Below are 14338 nucleotides of genomic sequence, written 5' to 3' on the forward strand. Positions count from 1 at the left end.
GATCTCGTCGCGCTGACGACCAAGCTCCTGCCGGATCGCCCCGAAAATGGCGGGGTCGCGGCTATCCAGCGTTTCGGTGAAGAATCCGGTGTCGGTCATCTGGTCCTCATGCAAAAAAGCGGCTTGTCGGGGTTCTAGCGCCTTTCCTTGCGCCCCGCTAGGACGGATGCGACGCGCGGGCGGTAGATTATCCCATGCATCGCCGGGACTTGCTTCCGCCGGGCGGCTGGCCATGATGGCCGCATGAAACTGCATTTCATCGCCTCGAGCACCGAAACCGCCGTGACCGCCGCCGAGGCGCTGTCCGAGCGCTACGGCCATGTGCCGATCCGCGAGGCCGAGGTGATCGTGGCCTTGGGCGGCGACGGGCTGATGCTGTCGGTCATGCACCAGAATCGCGGCCTGCCGGTCTATGGCATGAACCGCGGCACCGTGGGTTTTCTGATGAACGCCTATTCGGAAGACGACCTGCCCGCCCGCATCCGGGCCGCCGAGGACACCGCGATCAATCCGCTGGCCATGACCGCCGGCACCACCGACGGGCACGAGCATTGCGCGCTGGCCATCAACGAGGTCAGCATGCTGCGCGCCGGCCCGCAGGCGGCGCGGTTGCGCATCAGCGTGAATGGCCGCGTGCGCATGGAGGAGCTGATCTGCGACGGCGCGCTGCTCTCGACCCCGGCCGGCTCGACCGCCTACAACTATTCGGCGAATGGACCGATTCTGCCGCTGGGTTCCGACGTGCTGGCGCTGACCGCCATCGCCGCGTTCCGGCCCCGGCGCTGGCGCGGCGCCATCCTGCCCAAGGCGGCGACGGTGCGCGTCGACGTGCTGGAACCGGACAAGCGCCCGGTGATGGCCGATGCCGATTCGCGCGGCGTCGATTCGGTGCTCTGGGTCGAGATCCGCTCGGAGAACACCATCCGTCACCGGCTGCTTTTCGATCCCGGTCACGGGCTCGAGGAACGGCTGATCCGCGAACAGTTCGTCTGACGCCCGATTCCGCTTGAGCCCGGATTCCATTTGAGCCCGGATTCCATTTGAGACTGCGCGCGGCGCGCGCTAAAGCGCGGGGCATGATGAACCGTCCCGATCTTCCCCCCGAAATCGCCCGCCGCCGGACCTTTGCGATCATCTCGCATCCCGACGCGGGCAAGACCACGCTGACCGAGAAGTTCCTGCTGTTCGGCGGCGCGATCCAGATGGCCGGACAGGTCCGTGCCAAGGGCGAGGCGCGGCGCACGCGCTCGGACTTCATGAAGATGGAGCAGGATCGCGGCATCTCGGTTTCCGCCTCGGCCATGAGCTTCGAGTTCGGGGCCTATCGCTTCAACCTTGTCGATACGCCCGGCCACAGCGATTTCTCGGAAGATACCTATCGCACGCTGACCGCCGTGGACGCGGCGATTATGGTCATCGACGGCGCCAAGGGTGTGGAAAGCCAGACCCGCAAACTGTTCGAGGTCTGCCGGCTGCGCGATCTGCCGATCCTGACCTTCTGCAACAAGATGGATCGCGAAAGCCGCGATACCTTCGAGATCATCGACGAGATTCAGGAAAACCTTGCCATCGACGTGGCGCCGGTCAGCTGGCCCATCGGCATCGGCCGCGATTTCATCGGCGCCTATGATCTTTTGCACGACCGGCTGGAGATCATGGACCGCGCCGACCGCAACAAGGTGGCAGAATCGATCCAGATCAGCGGCCTTGACGATCCCCGGCTGGCCGATCACGTCCCCGCCGACCTGCTGGCCAAGCTGCGCGAGGAACTGGAAATGGCGCGCGAATTGCTGCCCGCCTTTGATCGCAAAAGCTTTCTTGAGGGGCATCTGACCCCGATCTGGTTCGGCAGCGCGATCAACAGCTTCGGCGTCAAGGAGCTGATGACCGGCATCGGCGAATTCGGTCCGGCGCCGCAGCCGCAGAACGCCGCCGAGCGCGAAATCGCCCCCGAGGAAAAGCCGGTGACCGGTTTCGTCTTCAAGGTTCAGGCCAATATGGACCCCAAGCACCGCGACCGGGTGGCCTTCGTGCGTCTGGCCAGCGGGCATTTCGAACGCGGCATGAAGCTGCTGCATGTGCGGTCGAAAAAGCCGATGGCGGTGTCGAACCCGGTGCTGTTTCTGGCCGCCGACCGCGAACTGGCCGAGGAGGCCTGGGCCGGCGACATCATCGGCATCCCGAACCACGGCCAGCTGCGCATCGGCGATGCGCTGACCGAGGGCGAGGCGCTGCGCTTCACCGGCATCCCGAGCTTTGCGCCCGAGCTGTTGCAGACGGTGCGCGCGGGCGATCCGATGAAGGCCAAGCACCTTGAAAAGGCGCTGATGCAATTCGCCGAGGAAGGCGCGGCCAAGGTGTTCAAGCCGATGATCGGCTCGGGCTTCATCGTCGGCGTGGTCGGCGCGCTGCAGTTCGAGGTGCTGGCGAGCAGGATCGAGCTGGAATACGGTCTGCCGGTGCGCTTCGAATCCAGCCAGTTCACCAGCGCGCGCTGGGTGGCCGGGCCCAAGGACGAGGTCGAGAACTTCGCCAATGCGAACAAGGGGCATATGGCGCAGGACCATGACGGCGATCTGGTCTATCTGACCCGCCTGCAATGGGACATCGACCGCGTCGGGCGCGACCATCCCGAGCTGAAGCTGACCGCCACCAAGGAAATGATGGTCTGAGCCGGTGCCGTGGCGGCAGGGCCTGCCGCCACGGGCGTCCTTCAGCGCAGCTGCTTGCGCTTGGTCTCGGGTGCCCACAGGATCGAGAAGATCAGCCCGACCAGCGGGAACATCGCCATCACGATCATGGTCTTCGAGGCGCCGAACATCTCGAGCGAACTGGGCAGCAGGTAGACCGCCGTCGCCGCCGAGACGCGCGAGAAGGCGGCCGAGAAGCCGACGCCGGTCGAGCGCAGCCGGGTCTCGAAGATCTCGGCCGGATAGACATATTCGATGTTGTTCGCCGCCGGGGCCACGAACATGTAGATCCCGAACAGCGCCACCACCAGCCAGACCGGGGCCTGCGGCAACAGGCCGATGGCCAGCAGCACCGCGAACATCACCGCGAAGGTCCAGATCACGAAATGCCGGCGCGTCAGCCAGTGCAGCAGGAACAGGCCGAAGACCGCGCCCAGGATCTGCACCGTGTTCAGCCAGATGTCCACGACCGTGGCATCATGGATCTGCAGCATCTGGAAGACCGGGCCGACGAAGGTGAAGATGGCGAAGAACGGGCCCACCTGGCAGAACCAGAACAGGCCGGAATAGACGTGCTGGCGCCAGTGCGGCGAGGTCAGCAACTCGGCCGGCGAGGCATGGGACTTCTCCAGCACCACGTCGGGAATGTCGTATTCGGCGCCGAAATGCTTGGTGACGACGGCGCGGGCCTCGGCATCGCGGCCGCGGGCCTTCAGCCACATCGGGGTTTCCGGCAGCCGCAGCCGCAGCAGGAAGGTGATCAGCGCCGGCACTGCGCTGGTCGCCAGCAGGAAGCGCCAGTCATTGCCCTGATAAAGGCTGCCGACGACGAAAGCGGTGGTGAAGCCCACCTGCCAGCCCAGCGAGAAGCAGCCCAGCAGCACGCCGCGGCCCTTGCGCCGCGAGAACTCGGCCAGAACCGAGGTGCCGACCGCATATTCGACGCCGATGGCCAGCCCCAGCGCCAGCCGCAAGGCCACGAGCTGCCAGACCTCGGTCACCAGAAGCTGCAGCAGCGACAGCACCAGGAAGGCCAGCAGGTTATAGGAGAACACCGGCCGGCGGCCGTATTTGTCGGCCAGGTTGCCGAAGAACATGCCGCCGACGAAGACGCCGATCAGCGCGCTGGCCGCGATCAGGCCCTGGCTCGGTGCGGAAAGTGCCAGTTCCCGGCTGGCCAGCGCCAACGACGGGCCGACGATGCCCAGGACATAGCCGTCCAGCGCCGCGCCGCCCAGCGAGGCGGCGATGGCGATGATGTGGATGGGTTTCAGCGGCTCCTCGTCCAGGCTCAGCAGCCGGACGTTTCCCGCCTCCGCGAATTGTCTCATGCAGTTCCTCTTGCTCCTCGTCCCGTCCCGACCGACCGGCGCGCCGCGTGTGTGGCGCGGCGGAAAGCGGCAATGATCGGGAAGGGGCCTCCGGGGGGCGAGGATGCATTCCGCGGCGGCGGCAGCAAGGGCGGAAACCGGCGATTTTTGCCGCGCAGAGCCGCCAGCTGCGACACCTGTTTTGACGAATTGCGACATGGGGCGCCTGTGCACCGAGAAGGGCGCAAAAACCGACGCCGCCGGAACCGGCGGCGTCGCGGCGCGATTCCGTCGCGGGCTGTCAGGCCACCGTCACGTCCATGGTGATCTCGGCATTCAGCACCTTGCTGACCGGGCAGCCCTTTTCGGCCTTGCGGGCGCAATCCTCGATCACCGCCTTGTCGCCGTCGCCCCAGATCCGGGTGTTCAGATGCGCGGTCTTGATGGCGAAGCCGTCGTCGGTCTTGGCCAGCCCGATCTCAGATGTGGTCTCGATCTTCACGTTGCTGATCCCGGCCTCTTGCAGGATCATCGACAGCGCCATGCTGAAGCAGGCGGCATGCGCCGCGCCGATCAACTCCTCGGGGTTGGTGCCGGGCAAGCCCTCGAAGCGGGTGTTGAAGCCATAGGGCTGGTTGCTCAACGCGCCGGACTTGGTGGAAAGCGCCCCCTTGCCGTCCTTGAGCCCGCCTTCCCATCTCGCCGAACCGGAATTCACGATCATCGCCGTTCTCCTTTCTGCCGTGACCTGCCGGCTGAACGCGCGATCCCTTGCGCGGGTTCAATCGCCGGCCTATCCCGCCCGAAGAACAAGGGGAATTGCGGATGCCGGTGCATGAACTTGCCGCCCTGGGCGCGGCGGCCTGCTGGGCCGTTACCGGCATCCTGTCGCAATCGGCGGCGCAGGCGCTGGGGCCCTTCGGCTTCAACCGGCTGCGCCAGGCCATGGTCGCGGCCATGCTGGCGGCGGCGGTGATCGCCACCGGGCGGTTGCACGGCATCGCGGGCGCGGACCTGTGGCGGTTGTCGCTGTCGGGAGTGATCGGCATCTTCCTGGGCGATACGCTGCTTTATGTCACGCTGATCCGGCTGGGGCCGCGGCGGTCGGGGGCGCTGTTCGCGCTGAACGCGCCGATGGCGGCGCTGATGGGCTGGCTGGCACTGGGAGAGGCGCTGTCGCCCGCCGCGGTGGTCGGGGTGGTGCTGTCGACGCTGGGGGTGGCCATGGCGGTGCTGGGCCGGCCCGGCCGTTCGGGCGGGCACCGCTTCGAGGCCGTGCAGGGCTCGGTCTGGATCGCCGCGGGCTTCGGGCTGCTGGCGGCGGCCGGGCAGGCCCTCGGCTCGCTGATCGCGCGGCCGGTCATGGCCTCGGGCTTCGATCCCTATGTCGCCTCGCTGATCCGGGTGGCGATGGCGGTCGGCTGCCTGACCTTGCTGATGGCGCTGCCGGTCCGGGCGGTGCGGCCGCTGTCGCGCCCGACGCCGCGGGTGCTGGTTCTGACTGCGCTTTCGGGGCTGATCGCCATGGTGATCGGCATGACGCTGCTGATGTTCGCGTTGCAGGGCGGCAAGGTCGGCATCGTCTCGACGCTTTCGGCGCTGTCGCCGGTGCTGATCCTGCCGGTGCTCTGGGCGATGACCGGGGCGCGGCCCTCGGCCACCTCATGGGCGGGGGCGGTCCTGGCGGTTCTGGGCATGGCGCTGATCTTCCTGCGCTGACGGCTTTGTCATTTGCCGGCGCGGTCCCGACAGGCATCTTGTTGCATATCCGCATTGACAGGAGGAAAGCCATGCGCCTTATCCCATTCGCCCTTGCCGCGCTGATCGCCCTGCCGGCTGCCGCCCAGGACCATGCCGGGATGGATCATGCCGGCCATGGCGACGCCCCCTCGACCGCCGCCTATGGCGCGGCGATGGAGCGGATGCATGAGAACATGACGATGGATTACAGCGGCGATCCCGACGTGGATTTCATGCGCGGCATGATCCCGCATCACCAGGGCGCCATCGACATGGCCCGGGTGGCGCTGGAACATGGCAAGGATCCCGAGGTCCGCAAGCTGGCCGAGGAGGTCATCAAGGCCCAGGAGGCCGAGATCGGGATGATGCAGGACTGGCTGCGCCGGCACGACAAGGCCGAATAGCGGCGGCGGCGCCCTGCGGCGTGGGGGCCGACTGCCCCCACACCCCCGTGGGTATTTTCGCAACGGTGAGGGGCAGGGGCCGGTCGGGCGGCCGGACGCCGCCCCGTTGAACCTCAGTTCCTGATCGCCGCCCGGGCGGCGACGATCTGGGTCGCGGCATTGGCGGCCTCGCGGCCCTTCTTCACGAAATGCTCGCGGAAGATGGCGGTGTGATGCTCGGTTTCCTGGTAGTGATGCGGCGTCAGCGAAACCGACAGCACCGGCACGCCGCTGTCGAGCCCGGCGCGCATCAGCCCGTCCACCACGGCCTGCGCCACGAAGTCGTGGCGATAGATGCCGCCATCGACCACCAGCGCGGCGGCGATCACCGCGGCGTAGCGCCCGGTCTGCGCCAGATCGCGGGCCATCAGCGGCATCTCGAAGGCGCCGGGCACGTCGACAACATCGACCAGATCGCGCGGGACGATTTCGCAGAAGCCGTCCAGCGCCTGGTCGACGATATCGGAATGCCAGTTCGCCTTGATGAAGGCATAGCGGGTGTGTGTCATGCGTGATCTCCTTTCCAAGTGACACGTCACCCAAGGCGATCACATGAGGGCAGGCCCCTGGGGCCGGCTCGCACGCTCTCTTTCATCCGGACTGTGACCGTCGGCCCAGGAATCGCACCTGGTCTGCTGACCCTTGCCGGGGGCAAGGCGCTCGCGGGCTTGCATCGCTGCTTACCGCCGGTGGGGAATTCCGCCCCGCCCTGAGAACAGGGTATCCATGCCAGTCAGCGCCGGCAGGCGCAAGCCTCAGAGCAGCCGTTCCGCCTCCTGGATGGCGAAACGGTCGGTCATGCCGGCCACGTAGTCCAGCACGATCCGGGCCCGCCCGCTCTCGTCCCCGGCGGCCTCGGCGGCCCGGAACCAGTGGTCGGGCATTTTCGAGGGGTCGTCCAGGAACAGCGGAAAAAGGCCGTTCAGCATCTCGGTCACCCGCCGCCGCTCGACCACCACCGAGGGGGCGCGATACATGCGCTGGAACAGGAACAGCTTGATCGCCTTGAGGTTCTGGTAGAGCGGCTTGGAGAAGCGGATGATCGGCCCCTCCATGCCGCGGATGTCGTCGACGCTTTGCGGCTGCAGGCTGGCCAGGCGATTCTGCGCGACGGCGATCACATCCTCGACCATGGTGCCGAAGACCCGGCGCAGCGCCTCGTGCCGCCGCCGCATCGGTTCAAGGCCGGGATGCAGCCGGTCGACCTCGGCGAAGGCCTCGCCGATCACCGGCAGCTGCGCCAGATCTTCCTCGGTGAACAACCCGGCGCGCAGCCCGTCATGCAGGTCGTGGTGGTTATAGGCCACGTCGTCGGCCACCGCCGCCACCTGCGCCTCGGCGCTGGCATTGGTGTGGAGTTCCAGATCCCATTCCGCATTCACCTCGGCCAGGGCATAGGGCAATTCGCCGGTGACCGGCCCGTTATGCTTGGCGATGCCTTCCAGGCTTTCCCAGGTCAGGTTCAGCCCGTCGAAATCGGCGTAATGCCGTTCCAGCCGGGTTACGATGCGCAGCGCCTGGGCGTTGTGGTCGAAGCCGCCATAGGGCGCCATCAGCGCGGCCAGCGCATCCTCGCCGGTATGGCCGAAGGGCGGGTGGCCGAGGTCATGGGCCAGGGCCACCGTCTCGGCCAGGTCGGTGTTCAGGCCCAACGTGCCGGCGATGGTGCGGGCGACCTGCGCCACCTCGATCGTATGGGTCAGGCGGGTGCGGTAATAGTCGCCCTCGTGCTCGACGAAGACCTGGGTCTTGTGCTTCAGCCGGCGGAAGGCGCTGGAATGGATGATGCGGTCGCGGTCGCGCTGCCAGGGGCTGCGGAAGGTGGACATCCGTTCCGGCCAACGGCGGCCGCGGCTTTCTTCGGGCTGGCAGGCATAGGGTGCCGTCATCTCGTCGCTTCCTTGCGGGTCTTTGCGGCGAACCCTATATTCCATGCCGGACGACGGAAACGGGAACGCCCCATGAACGTGGAATTGAACCTGCCCCCCAAGGTCACCGAGCGGGCCTTTGCCCGCCTGGCCGAGATCAATGGCGACGGCCCGGCGCGGCCCCTGCGGGTCGCGGTGGCGGGCGGCGGCTGCTCGGGCTTTCAATACGACATCCGGCTGGACGAGCCGGCCGAGGACGACCTGGTCCTGCAGGGCGGCGGTCAGAGCGTGGTGGTCGATCCGGTCTCGCTGCCCTTCCTGACCGGCGCGGTCATCGACTTTGCCGACGAGCTGATCGGCGCCCGCTTCACCATCGACAATCCCAATGCCAGTTCGTCCTGCGGCTGCGGCACCTCGTTTTCGATCTGATCTGGCGCGGGCGGGCGCGGGCCGCTAGTCTCGCGGCCATGAAGATCGCGACATTCAACATCAACGGCGTCCGCGCCCGCATCGAAACCCTGACCGGCTGGCTCTCGGAGGCGCAGCCCGATGTCGTGGTGCTGCAAGAGATCAAGACCCAGGACGAGGGGTTCCCGCGCGAATCGATCGCCGATCTGGGCTACAATATCCAGACGCATGGCCAGAAGGGCTTCAACGGCGTCGCCATCCTGTCGAAATTGCCGCTGGAGGATGTAAGCCGCGGCCTGCCGGGCGATGACGGCGACGAGCAGGCCCGCTATATCGAGGCGACGGTGGTCGGCCATCGCGCCCTGCGCATCGCCGGCCTGTACCTGCCGAACGGCAACCCGCAGCCGGGGCCGAAATTCGACTACAAGCTGGCCTGGATGGAGCGGCTGCGCGCACGGGCCAAGGCGCTGCTGGCGACCGAGATGCCGGCGGTGATGCTGGGCGACTACAACGTGATCCCCGAGCCGCGCGATGCCGCCTTCCCCGAGAAATGGGTGAACGACGCGCTGTACCAGCCCGAAAGCCGCGCCGCGCTGCGCCGGATCGTCTTCGACGGCTGGGCGGATGCGGTGCGTCTGCGCCATCCGGCCAGCACTCGCGGTCCCTTTACCTTCTGGGACTACCAGGCGGGTGCCTGGCAAAGGGACAACGGTATCCGAATCGACCATGTGCTGCTGTCGCCGCAGGCCGCCGATCTGCTCATCGACCTTGGCATCGACCGCGATGAGCGGGCCAAGGACAAGCCCAGCGACCATGTTCCTGTCTGGATCGATCTCGACGCCTGACGCGATTGGCCGGCCGGGACAGCCCTGCGAGCACCTGACGGTGTTTGACGCCGATATCTGCAGGAAATACCGAGCGCGTTGCGAAATCCCGGAAAAGCGGATGTGCCGAGAGCGATCCCCGGTCGGTCCTTGGTCGGTCCTGGAGGCCCCCTGTCTAACCCGGACTTGCCGGAGTGACCCGGGCATTCAGGGGGGCGATCGACAGCGGCTTCAGCAAAAACGGCGTGCTGCAGATCCGCGTGGCAAACCCTGCAAGAATGTCTGCAGCGCTGCAGCGCGGCTGACGATGAAACCGCCCGAACCGTGAACGTCAAAAGACCGTCCGAGTCGGACGCATTCGGACGGTCGGACGCGCAACCTGAAGTTGCGCGTTAGGTAGCTGAAATCGTTTGATTTTTGGCTCCGGCGGTAGGGATCGAACCTACGACCAATTGATTAACAGTCAACTGCTCTACCGCTGAGCTACGCCGGAACACGGGGCGGTGTATAGCCGCGCTGTTTCGGGTCGTCCAGAGGGGTTTGCGGATTTTTTTCCCGGTAACGAAAAATCTGCATGACGGGTCCGTCACCCGCCGCTCAATGCGGCGAAAACTCCGAATCCGCCGCGATCGGACCCGGGGTCGAGACCGCGCCAAGCTCGGACAGCGCGATCAGATGCGCCAGCACGTTGCGGGTGGCGGCGGGAATCAGTGCCGGCGGCACCTCGTAGATTCGCCGCGCAAGGTTTTCGGCCGTGGCGGGACCGGCCCGCAGCGCCGACAGAATCTGCGCCGTGCGCTCGCGGCGATGCGCGGCAAGCTCGGCCAGCCGGGCCGCGGGATCGCCCACCGCCGCGCCATGCGCCGGCAGCAGAAGCCGCGCGCCCGCCGAATCGAGCCGCGCCAGCGAACGGAAGTAATCCGCCAGGTCGCCGTCGGGCGGCGAGATCAGCGTCGAGGACCAGCCCATCACCACGTCGCCGCAAAAGATCACCGCCTCGTGGCGAAAGCTCAGATGGCCGGCGAAATGGCCGGGCGTGTGCAGCGCGGTCAGGCGCCATTCGTCGCTTTCGACCGCGGCGCCGTCCGCCAGCGCAATGTCGGGCAGGAAATCGCGGTCGAGTCCCTCGCCGCCGGCGATGCCGCCCTCGCGCGCCAGGCGCGCCATCACCGCCGAGCGCCCGGCCTCGGCCGGGCCGAAGCCCAGGATGGGCGCGCCGGTGGCCTGCGCCAGAGCCCGGGCGCCGCCGGAATGATCCAGATGCGCATGGGTCACGAAGATATGGCTGATCCGCCCATGCCCGGCCGCGGCCAGGATCGCCTGGCGATGGGCGGGCAGGTCGGGGCCGGGGTCGATCACCGCGACCTGGTCGCGGCCCAGCAGGAAAGTGTTGGTGCCCGGCCCGGTCAGGGGCGAGGGATTGTCGGCGGTGATGATCCGCAGGGCTTTCTCGGTGCTTGTCATGCGGTTAACCTAGACGCGGGCCGGCCGGTTTTCCAAGGCCGCAATGAGGCGAAGGGCGATGAATTTCGACTGGCTGAAACGGGTGATGCCGCGCGGCCTCTACGGGCGGGCGGCGCTGATCCTGTTCCTGCCGGTGGTGGTGGTGACCGTGGTCGTCACCGTCATGTTCCTGCAGCGGCATTTCGAGGACGTGACCCGGCAGATGAGCTCGGGCATGGCCAGCGAGATCGGGCTGGTCGTCCACCGCATCGACGCCGCCCCGGATATCGCCGCCGCGCGGGCGGCGGCGCAGGAGGTGACCGGGCGGCTGGGGCTGCAGCTGATCCTGCCCGCCGGGGCCGGGGGCGAGGACCGGCGGGTCTTCTACGACCTCTCGGGCCGCATCGTCATCACCGAGCTGCACGAGAAGGTCGCCGAAGTGCGCGCCGTCGACCTGAGCCGGCGCCGCGAGGTGCGGGTGACGCTGCAGGGCCGCTGGGGCCCCTATCAACTGGTGTTTCCGCGGGTGCGGGTCAGCGCCTCGAACCCGCATCAGCTGCTGGTGCTGATGATCGGCACCTCGCTTCTGATGACCGCCATCGCCACCATCTTCCTGCGCAACCAGCTGCGGCCGATCAGGCGCCTGGCGCGCGCCGCCGAGGATTACGGCAAGGGCCGGATCATCCCCTATCGTCCCGGCGGCGCCAGCGAGATCCGCAGCGCCGGCACCGCCTTCCTGGAGATGCGCGCCCGCATCGAGCGCCAGAACGAACAGCGCAAGCAGATGCTGTCCGGCGTCAGCCACGACCTGCGCACCCCGCTGACCCGGCTGCGGCTGGGCCTGTCGATGCTGAGCCCCGACTACCCGCCCGAGCCGGACGAGATCGCGGCGCTGGAAAGCGACGTGGCGGCGATGGGCACCATGGTCGACGCCTTCCTGGACCATGCCCGCGATGCGGCCCAGGACGCGCCGCCCGAGCCGGTGCCGGCGCTGGACTTCCTGCGCGGCATCGTCGCCGATGCGCAGCGCGGCGGCCAGCGGGTGGTTCTGCATGCACTGACCGGGGACGAGGCCGGCCGCGCCACCTTCCGCCGCGACAGCCTGCGCCGCGCCGTCGAGAACCTGATCGGCAATGCTGTGCGCTATGGCGAACGCGCCGAGGTCGATGCGGCGCTGGGGCCGAGCTATTTCCGCATCTCGGTCGAGGATGACGGCCCGGGCATCCCGCCCGAGAAGCGCGAGGAGGCGCTGAAGCCCTTCACCCGGCTCGACCCGGCCAGGAACCAGAACCGCGGCCAGGGCGTGGGCCTGGGTCTGTCGATCGCCGCCGACATCGCGCGCGCCCATGGCGGCCAGCTGCGGCTGGGCGAGGGCGAGCGGCTGGGCGGGCTGCGGGCCGAGATCGTGATTCCGCGCTGAGCGGCGCGGTTGCGGGACGTCCCCCGCCGGGCTAAGGCTGTCACAAGGACATGAGACAGAAGGGATTCCGCGATGCGGGCATTCGTATTTCCGGGGCAGGGCGCCCAGGTCGTCGGCATGGGGCGCGAACTGGCCGAGGCCTATCCGGCGGCGCGCGCAGTCTTTGCCGAGGTGGACGAGGCGCTGGGTGAGAGCCTGTCGGAGCTGATCTGGAACGGCGATATCGAGACGCTGACCCTGACCCAGAACGCCCAGCCGGCGCTGATGGCCACCTCGCTGGCGGCCTTCCGGGCGCTGGAGGCCGAGGGGTTCGGCATCGCGGACGCGGATTTCGTCGCCGGCCATTCGCTGGGTGAATATTCGGCGCTTTGCGCGGCCGGGGCGCTGAGCCTTGCCGATACCGCGCGGCTTTTGCGCCTGCGCGGCCAGGCCATGCAGGAGGCGGTGCCGGTCGGGCAGGGCGCCATGGCGGCGATCCTGGGCCTGGATTTCGCCGCGGTGGACCAGATCGCGCGGGACGCGGCCGAGGGCGAGGTCTGCCAGGCCGCCAATGACAACGATCCGGCGCAGGTGGTGATTTCGGGCCACAAGGCCGCCGTGGAGCGGGCGGCAGGGCTGGCGAAGGAGCGCGGCGCCAAGCGGGCGCTGATGCTGCCAGTCTCGGCGCCGTTCCATTCGGCGCTGATGCAGCCGGCGGCGGCGGTGATGGCCGAGGCGCTGGCGGCGGTCGAAATCGCCGCCCCGGCCGTGCCGCTGGTCGCCAATGTCCGCGCCGAGCCGGTGAGCGAGCCGGGCGCCATCCGCCGGCTGCTGGTCGAGCAGGTGACCGGCGCGGTGCGCTGGCGCGAGTCGGTCGAGTTCCTGGCCGGCGCGGGCGTCGCCGAATTCTGGGAGATCGGCGCCGGCAAGGCGCTGTCGGGGATGATCAAGCGCATCTCGAAAGAGGCAGCAGTGCGGAATATCGGCGTTCCGGGCGATATTGCGGCGCTGAAGGCATAAGGGGGCTCCGCCCCCATCCCTGCGGGATTCCCCCGGGGTATTTGGAAAACGGAGAAAGAGCTTGATGTTTGATCTGACGGGCAGAAATGCGCTGGTGACCGGGGCTTCGGGCGGGATCGGCGGTGCGGTGGCCGAGGCGCTGCATGCCGCCGGCGCCACGGTGGCGCTGTCGGGCACGCGCGAGGCGCCGCTGCGCGAGCTGGCCGGGAAACTGGGGTCGCGGGCGCATGTCGTGACCGCGAACCTGTCGGATGCGGCCGCGGTCGAGGCGCTGCCCAAGGCGGCGGCCGAGGCCATGGGCTCGGTCGACATCCTGGTCAACAATGCCGGCATCACCCGTGACAACCTGTTCATGCGCATGTCGGACGAGGAATGGGCGCAGGTGATCGAGGTGAACCTGACCTCGAGCTTCCGGCTGTGCCGGGGGGTGTTGCGCGGCATGATGAAGGCGCGCTGGGGCCGGATCGTGAACATCGGCTCGGTCGTCGGTGCCACCGGCAATCCGGGCCAGGGCAATTACGCCGCCGCCAAGGCGGGGCTCGTGGGCATGTCGAAGAGCCTGGCCTATGAGGTCGCCTCGCGCGGGATCACGGTGAACTGCGTCGCGCCCGGCTTCATCGAGACCGCGATGACCGACAAGCTGAACGACGAGCAGAAGGGCCGGATCCTGGCGCAGATCCCCGCCGGGCGCATGGGTTCGGCGCAGGAAATCGCCGGCGCGGTGCTGTATCTGGCCAGCCCCGAGGCGGGCTATGTCACCGGCGCCACGCTGCATGTGAATGGCGGCATGGCGATGATCTGATGATGGTTTATGCGGGTTGCAAGATCACGTCTCCGTGCTATATCCCGCAAGCAAGGCTGCAGGGGAACCGCCCTGGGCTGTGACCGGCAATCGCTGGAACATCTGGGCGGATTGCCCGCGAAAACGAGGAAGAGACATGAGCGATATTGCTGATCGCGTGAAGAAAATCGTCGTCGAGCACCTGGGTGTCGATGAGGACAAGGTGACGGAAACCGCCTCGTTCATCGACGATCTCGGCGCCGATTCGCTGGATACCGTGGAACTGGTCATGGCGTTCGAGGAAGAGTTCGGCATCGAGATCCCCGATGACGCCGCCGAGACGATCCAGACCTTCGGCGACGCGGTGAAGTTCATCCAGGGCGCGGTCTGATCCAGCTCTGAGCGAGTTTGC

At 67.7% G+C, this 14338-nt stretch carries 15 protein-coding genes, 1 tRNA gene and 1 riboswitch; of the genes, 10 read left to right on the plus strand and 6 right to left on the minus strand.

Features of this window, described 5'->3' with window-relative positions; all coding sequences use genetic code 11:
- Positions 1 to 243: 243 nt before the first annotated feature.
- Positions 244 to 993 carry an NAD kinase gene (locus ACFOMP_RS04195; protein ID WP_289893854.1) on the plus strand — a complete coding sequence of 250 codons (750 nt, stop codon included), beginning with the start codon at positions 244 to 246 and terminating at the stop codon, positions 991 to 993.
- An 83-nt stretch (positions 994 to 1076) separates the two neighbouring features.
- Positions 1077 to 2672, plus strand: a complete 1596-nt coding sequence (locus ACFOMP_RS04200) for a peptide chain release factor 3 (RefSeq protein WP_379028074.1) — start codon at positions 1077 to 1079, stop codon at positions 2670 to 2672.
- Positions 2673 to 2713: 41 nt separating this feature from the next.
- Here the strand turns inward: ACFOMP_RS04200 and ACFOMP_RS04205 are convergent, their stop codons facing one another.
- Entirely contained in the window at positions 2714 to 4021 is a 1308-nt protein-coding gene (locus ACFOMP_RS04205; protein WP_379028076.1) for an MFS transporter, read from the minus strand.
- 280 nt (positions 4022 to 4301) lie between these two features.
- Positions 4302 to 4724: an OsmC family protein gene (locus ACFOMP_RS04210; protein WP_289893851.1), complete on the minus strand. Its 423-nt coding sequence runs from the start codon at positions 4722 to 4724 to the stop codon at positions 4302 to 4304.
- A 101-nt stretch (positions 4725 to 4825) separates the two neighbouring features.
- Between ACFOMP_RS04210 and ACFOMP_RS04215 the strand changes: the two genes are divergently transcribed.
- Both ACFOMP_RS04215 and copM read left to right on the plus strand, forming a co-directional pair.
- On the plus strand, positions 4826 to 5719 hold the full coding sequence (locus ACFOMP_RS04215) for a DMT family transporter (protein ID WP_379028078.1): 894 nt from the start codon (positions 4826 to 4828) through the stop codon (positions 5717 to 5719).
- A gap of 71 nt (positions 5720 to 5790) precedes the next feature.
- The gene (copM, locus tag ACFOMP_RS04220; protein WP_379028080.1) at positions 5791 to 6144 is read left to right on the plus strand and encodes a CopM family metallochaperone; all 354 of its coding nucleotides are present in this window, start codon (positions 5791 to 5793) and stop codon (positions 6142 to 6144) included.
- Positions 6145 to 6257: 113 nt separating this feature from the next.
- Here the strand turns inward: copM and ACFOMP_RS04225 are convergent, their stop codons facing one another.
- Together ACFOMP_RS04225 and ACFOMP_RS04230 are read right to left on the minus strand one after the other, a co-directional pair.
- Complete coding sequence (locus ACFOMP_RS04225) at positions 6258 to 6692, minus strand: 6,7-dimethyl-8-ribityllumazine synthase (protein WP_289893848.1); 435 nt, start codon at positions 6690 to 6692, stop codon at positions 6258 to 6260.
- Positions 6693 to 6762: 70 nt separating this feature from the next.
- A riboswitch (FMN riboswitch) is annotated at positions 6763 to 6904 on the minus strand.
- A gap of 34 nt (positions 6905 to 6938) precedes the next feature.
- Positions 6939 to 8072 (minus strand): deoxyguanosinetriphosphate triphosphohydrolase, encoded by a 1134-nt coding sequence (locus ACFOMP_RS04230; protein ID WP_379028082.1) that lies wholly within the window; start codon positions 8070 to 8072, stop codon positions 6939 to 6941.
- A gap of 72 nt (positions 8073 to 8144) precedes the next feature.
- Between ACFOMP_RS04230 and ACFOMP_RS04235 the strand changes: the two genes are divergently transcribed.
- Together ACFOMP_RS04235 and xth are read left to right on the plus strand one after the other, a co-directional pair.
- Positions 8145 to 8480, plus strand: coding sequence for a HesB/IscA family protein (locus ACFOMP_RS04235; RefSeq protein WP_289893846.1), 336 nt, complete (start codon positions 8145 to 8147; stop codon positions 8478 to 8480).
- A gap of 38 nt (positions 8481 to 8518) precedes the next feature.
- The gene (xth, locus tag ACFOMP_RS04240; protein ID WP_019352880.1) at positions 8519 to 9304 is read left to right on the plus strand and encodes an exodeoxyribonuclease III; all 786 of its coding nucleotides are present in this window, start codon (positions 8519 to 8521) and stop codon (positions 9302 to 9304) included.
- A gap of 397 nt (positions 9305 to 9701) precedes the next feature.
- Here the strand turns inward: xth and ACFOMP_RS04245 are convergent.
- Positions 9702 to 9776: transfer RNA gene (locus tag ACFOMP_RS04245), tRNA-Asn, on the minus strand.
- A 104-nt stretch (positions 9777 to 9880) separates the two neighbouring features.
- Positions 9881 to 10747, minus strand: a complete 867-nt coding sequence (locus ACFOMP_RS04250; protein ID WP_379028085.1) for an MBL fold metallo-hydrolase — start codon at positions 10745 to 10747, stop codon at positions 9881 to 9883.
- 58 nt (positions 10748 to 10805) lie between these two features.
- On the opposite strand from ACFOMP_RS04250, the gene ACFOMP_RS04255 reads away from it, so the two are divergent.
- The 4 genes from ACFOMP_RS04255 (at position 10806) to ACFOMP_RS04270 (ending at position 14317) form a co-directional block, all read left to right on the plus strand.
- Positions 10806 to 12146 carry an ATP-binding protein gene (locus ACFOMP_RS04255; RefSeq protein ID WP_379028087.1) on the plus strand — a complete coding sequence of 447 codons (1341 nt, stop codon included), beginning with the start codon at positions 10806 to 10808 and terminating at the stop codon, positions 12144 to 12146.
- Positions 12147 to 12218: 72 nt separating this feature from the next.
- Positions 12219 to 13145, plus strand: coding sequence for an ACP S-malonyltransferase (gene fabD / locus ACFOMP_RS04260; protein WP_289893804.1), 927 nt, complete (start codon positions 12219 to 12221; stop codon positions 13143 to 13145).
- A 64-nt stretch (positions 13146 to 13209) separates the two neighbouring features.
- Entirely contained in the window at positions 13210 to 13947 is a 738-nt protein-coding gene (fabG, locus tag ACFOMP_RS04265; protein ID WP_379028089.1) for a 3-oxoacyl-ACP reductase FabG, read from the plus strand.
- Positions 13948 to 14083: 136 nt separating this feature from the next.
- On the plus strand, positions 14084 to 14317 hold the full coding sequence (locus ACFOMP_RS04270; protein WP_010397399.1) for an acyl carrier protein: 234 nt from the start codon (positions 14084 to 14086) through the stop codon (positions 14315 to 14317).
- Positions 14318 to 14338: the final 21 nt, after the last annotated feature.

The sequence above is a fragment of the Paracoccus simplex genome (genome assembly GCF_042648325.1).
GTDB lineage: Bacteria > Pseudomonadota > Alphaproteobacteria > Rhodobacterales > Rhodobacteraceae > Paracoccus > Paracoccus simplex.

Coding starts and splice junctions, on each gene's coding strand:
- ACFOMP_RS04195 (WP_289893854.1), top strand. CDS start 244: ATGAAACTGCATTTCATCGCCTCGAGCACCGAAACCGCCGTGACCGCC.
- ACFOMP_RS04200 (WP_379028074.1), top strand. CDS start 1,077: ATGATGAACCGTCCCGATCTTCCCCCCGAAATCGCCCGCCGCCGGACC.
- ACFOMP_RS04205 (WP_379028076.1), bottom strand. CDS start 4,021: ATGAGACAATTCGCGGAGGCGGGAAACGTCCGGCTGCTGAGCCTGGAC.
- ACFOMP_RS04210 (WP_289893851.1), bottom strand. CDS start 4,724: ATGATCGTGAATTCCGGTTCGGCGAGATGGGAAGGCGGGCTCAAGGAC.
- ACFOMP_RS04215 (WP_379028078.1), top strand. CDS start 4,826: ATGCCGGTGCATGAACTTGCCGCCCTGGGCGCGGCGGCCTGCTGGGCC.
- copM (WP_379028080.1), top strand. CDS start 5,791: ATGCGCCTTATCCCATTCGCCCTTGCCGCGCTGATCGCCCTGCCGGCT.
- ACFOMP_RS04225 (WP_289893848.1), bottom strand. CDS start 6,692: ATGACACACACCCGCTATGCCTTCATCAAGGCGAACTGGCATTCCGAT.
- ACFOMP_RS04230 (WP_379028082.1), bottom strand. CDS start 8,072: ATGACGGCACCCTATGCCTGCCAGCCCGAAGAAAGCCGCGGCCGCCGT.
- ACFOMP_RS04235 (WP_289893846.1), top strand. CDS start 8,145: ATGAACGTGGAATTGAACCTGCCCCCCAAGGTCACCGAGCGGGCCTTT.
- xth (WP_019352880.1), top strand. CDS start 8,519: ATGAAGATCGCGACATTCAACATCAACGGCGTCCGCGCCCGCATCGAA.
- ACFOMP_RS04250 (WP_379028085.1), bottom strand. CDS start 10,747: ATGACAAGCACCGAGAAAGCCCTGCGGATCATCACCGCCGACAATCCC.
- ACFOMP_RS04255 (WP_379028087.1), top strand. CDS start 10,806: ATGAATTTCGACTGGCTGAAACGGGTGATGCCGCGCGGCCTCTACGGG.
- fabD (WP_289893804.1), top strand. CDS start 12,219: ATGCGGGCATTCGTATTTCCGGGGCAGGGCGCCCAGGTCGTCGGCATG.
- fabG (WP_379028089.1), top strand. CDS start 13,210: ATGTTTGATCTGACGGGCAGAAATGCGCTGGTGACCGGGGCTTCGGGC.
- ACFOMP_RS04270 (WP_010397399.1), top strand. CDS start 14,084: ATGAGCGATATTGCTGATCGCGTGAAGAAAATCGTCGTCGAGCACCTG.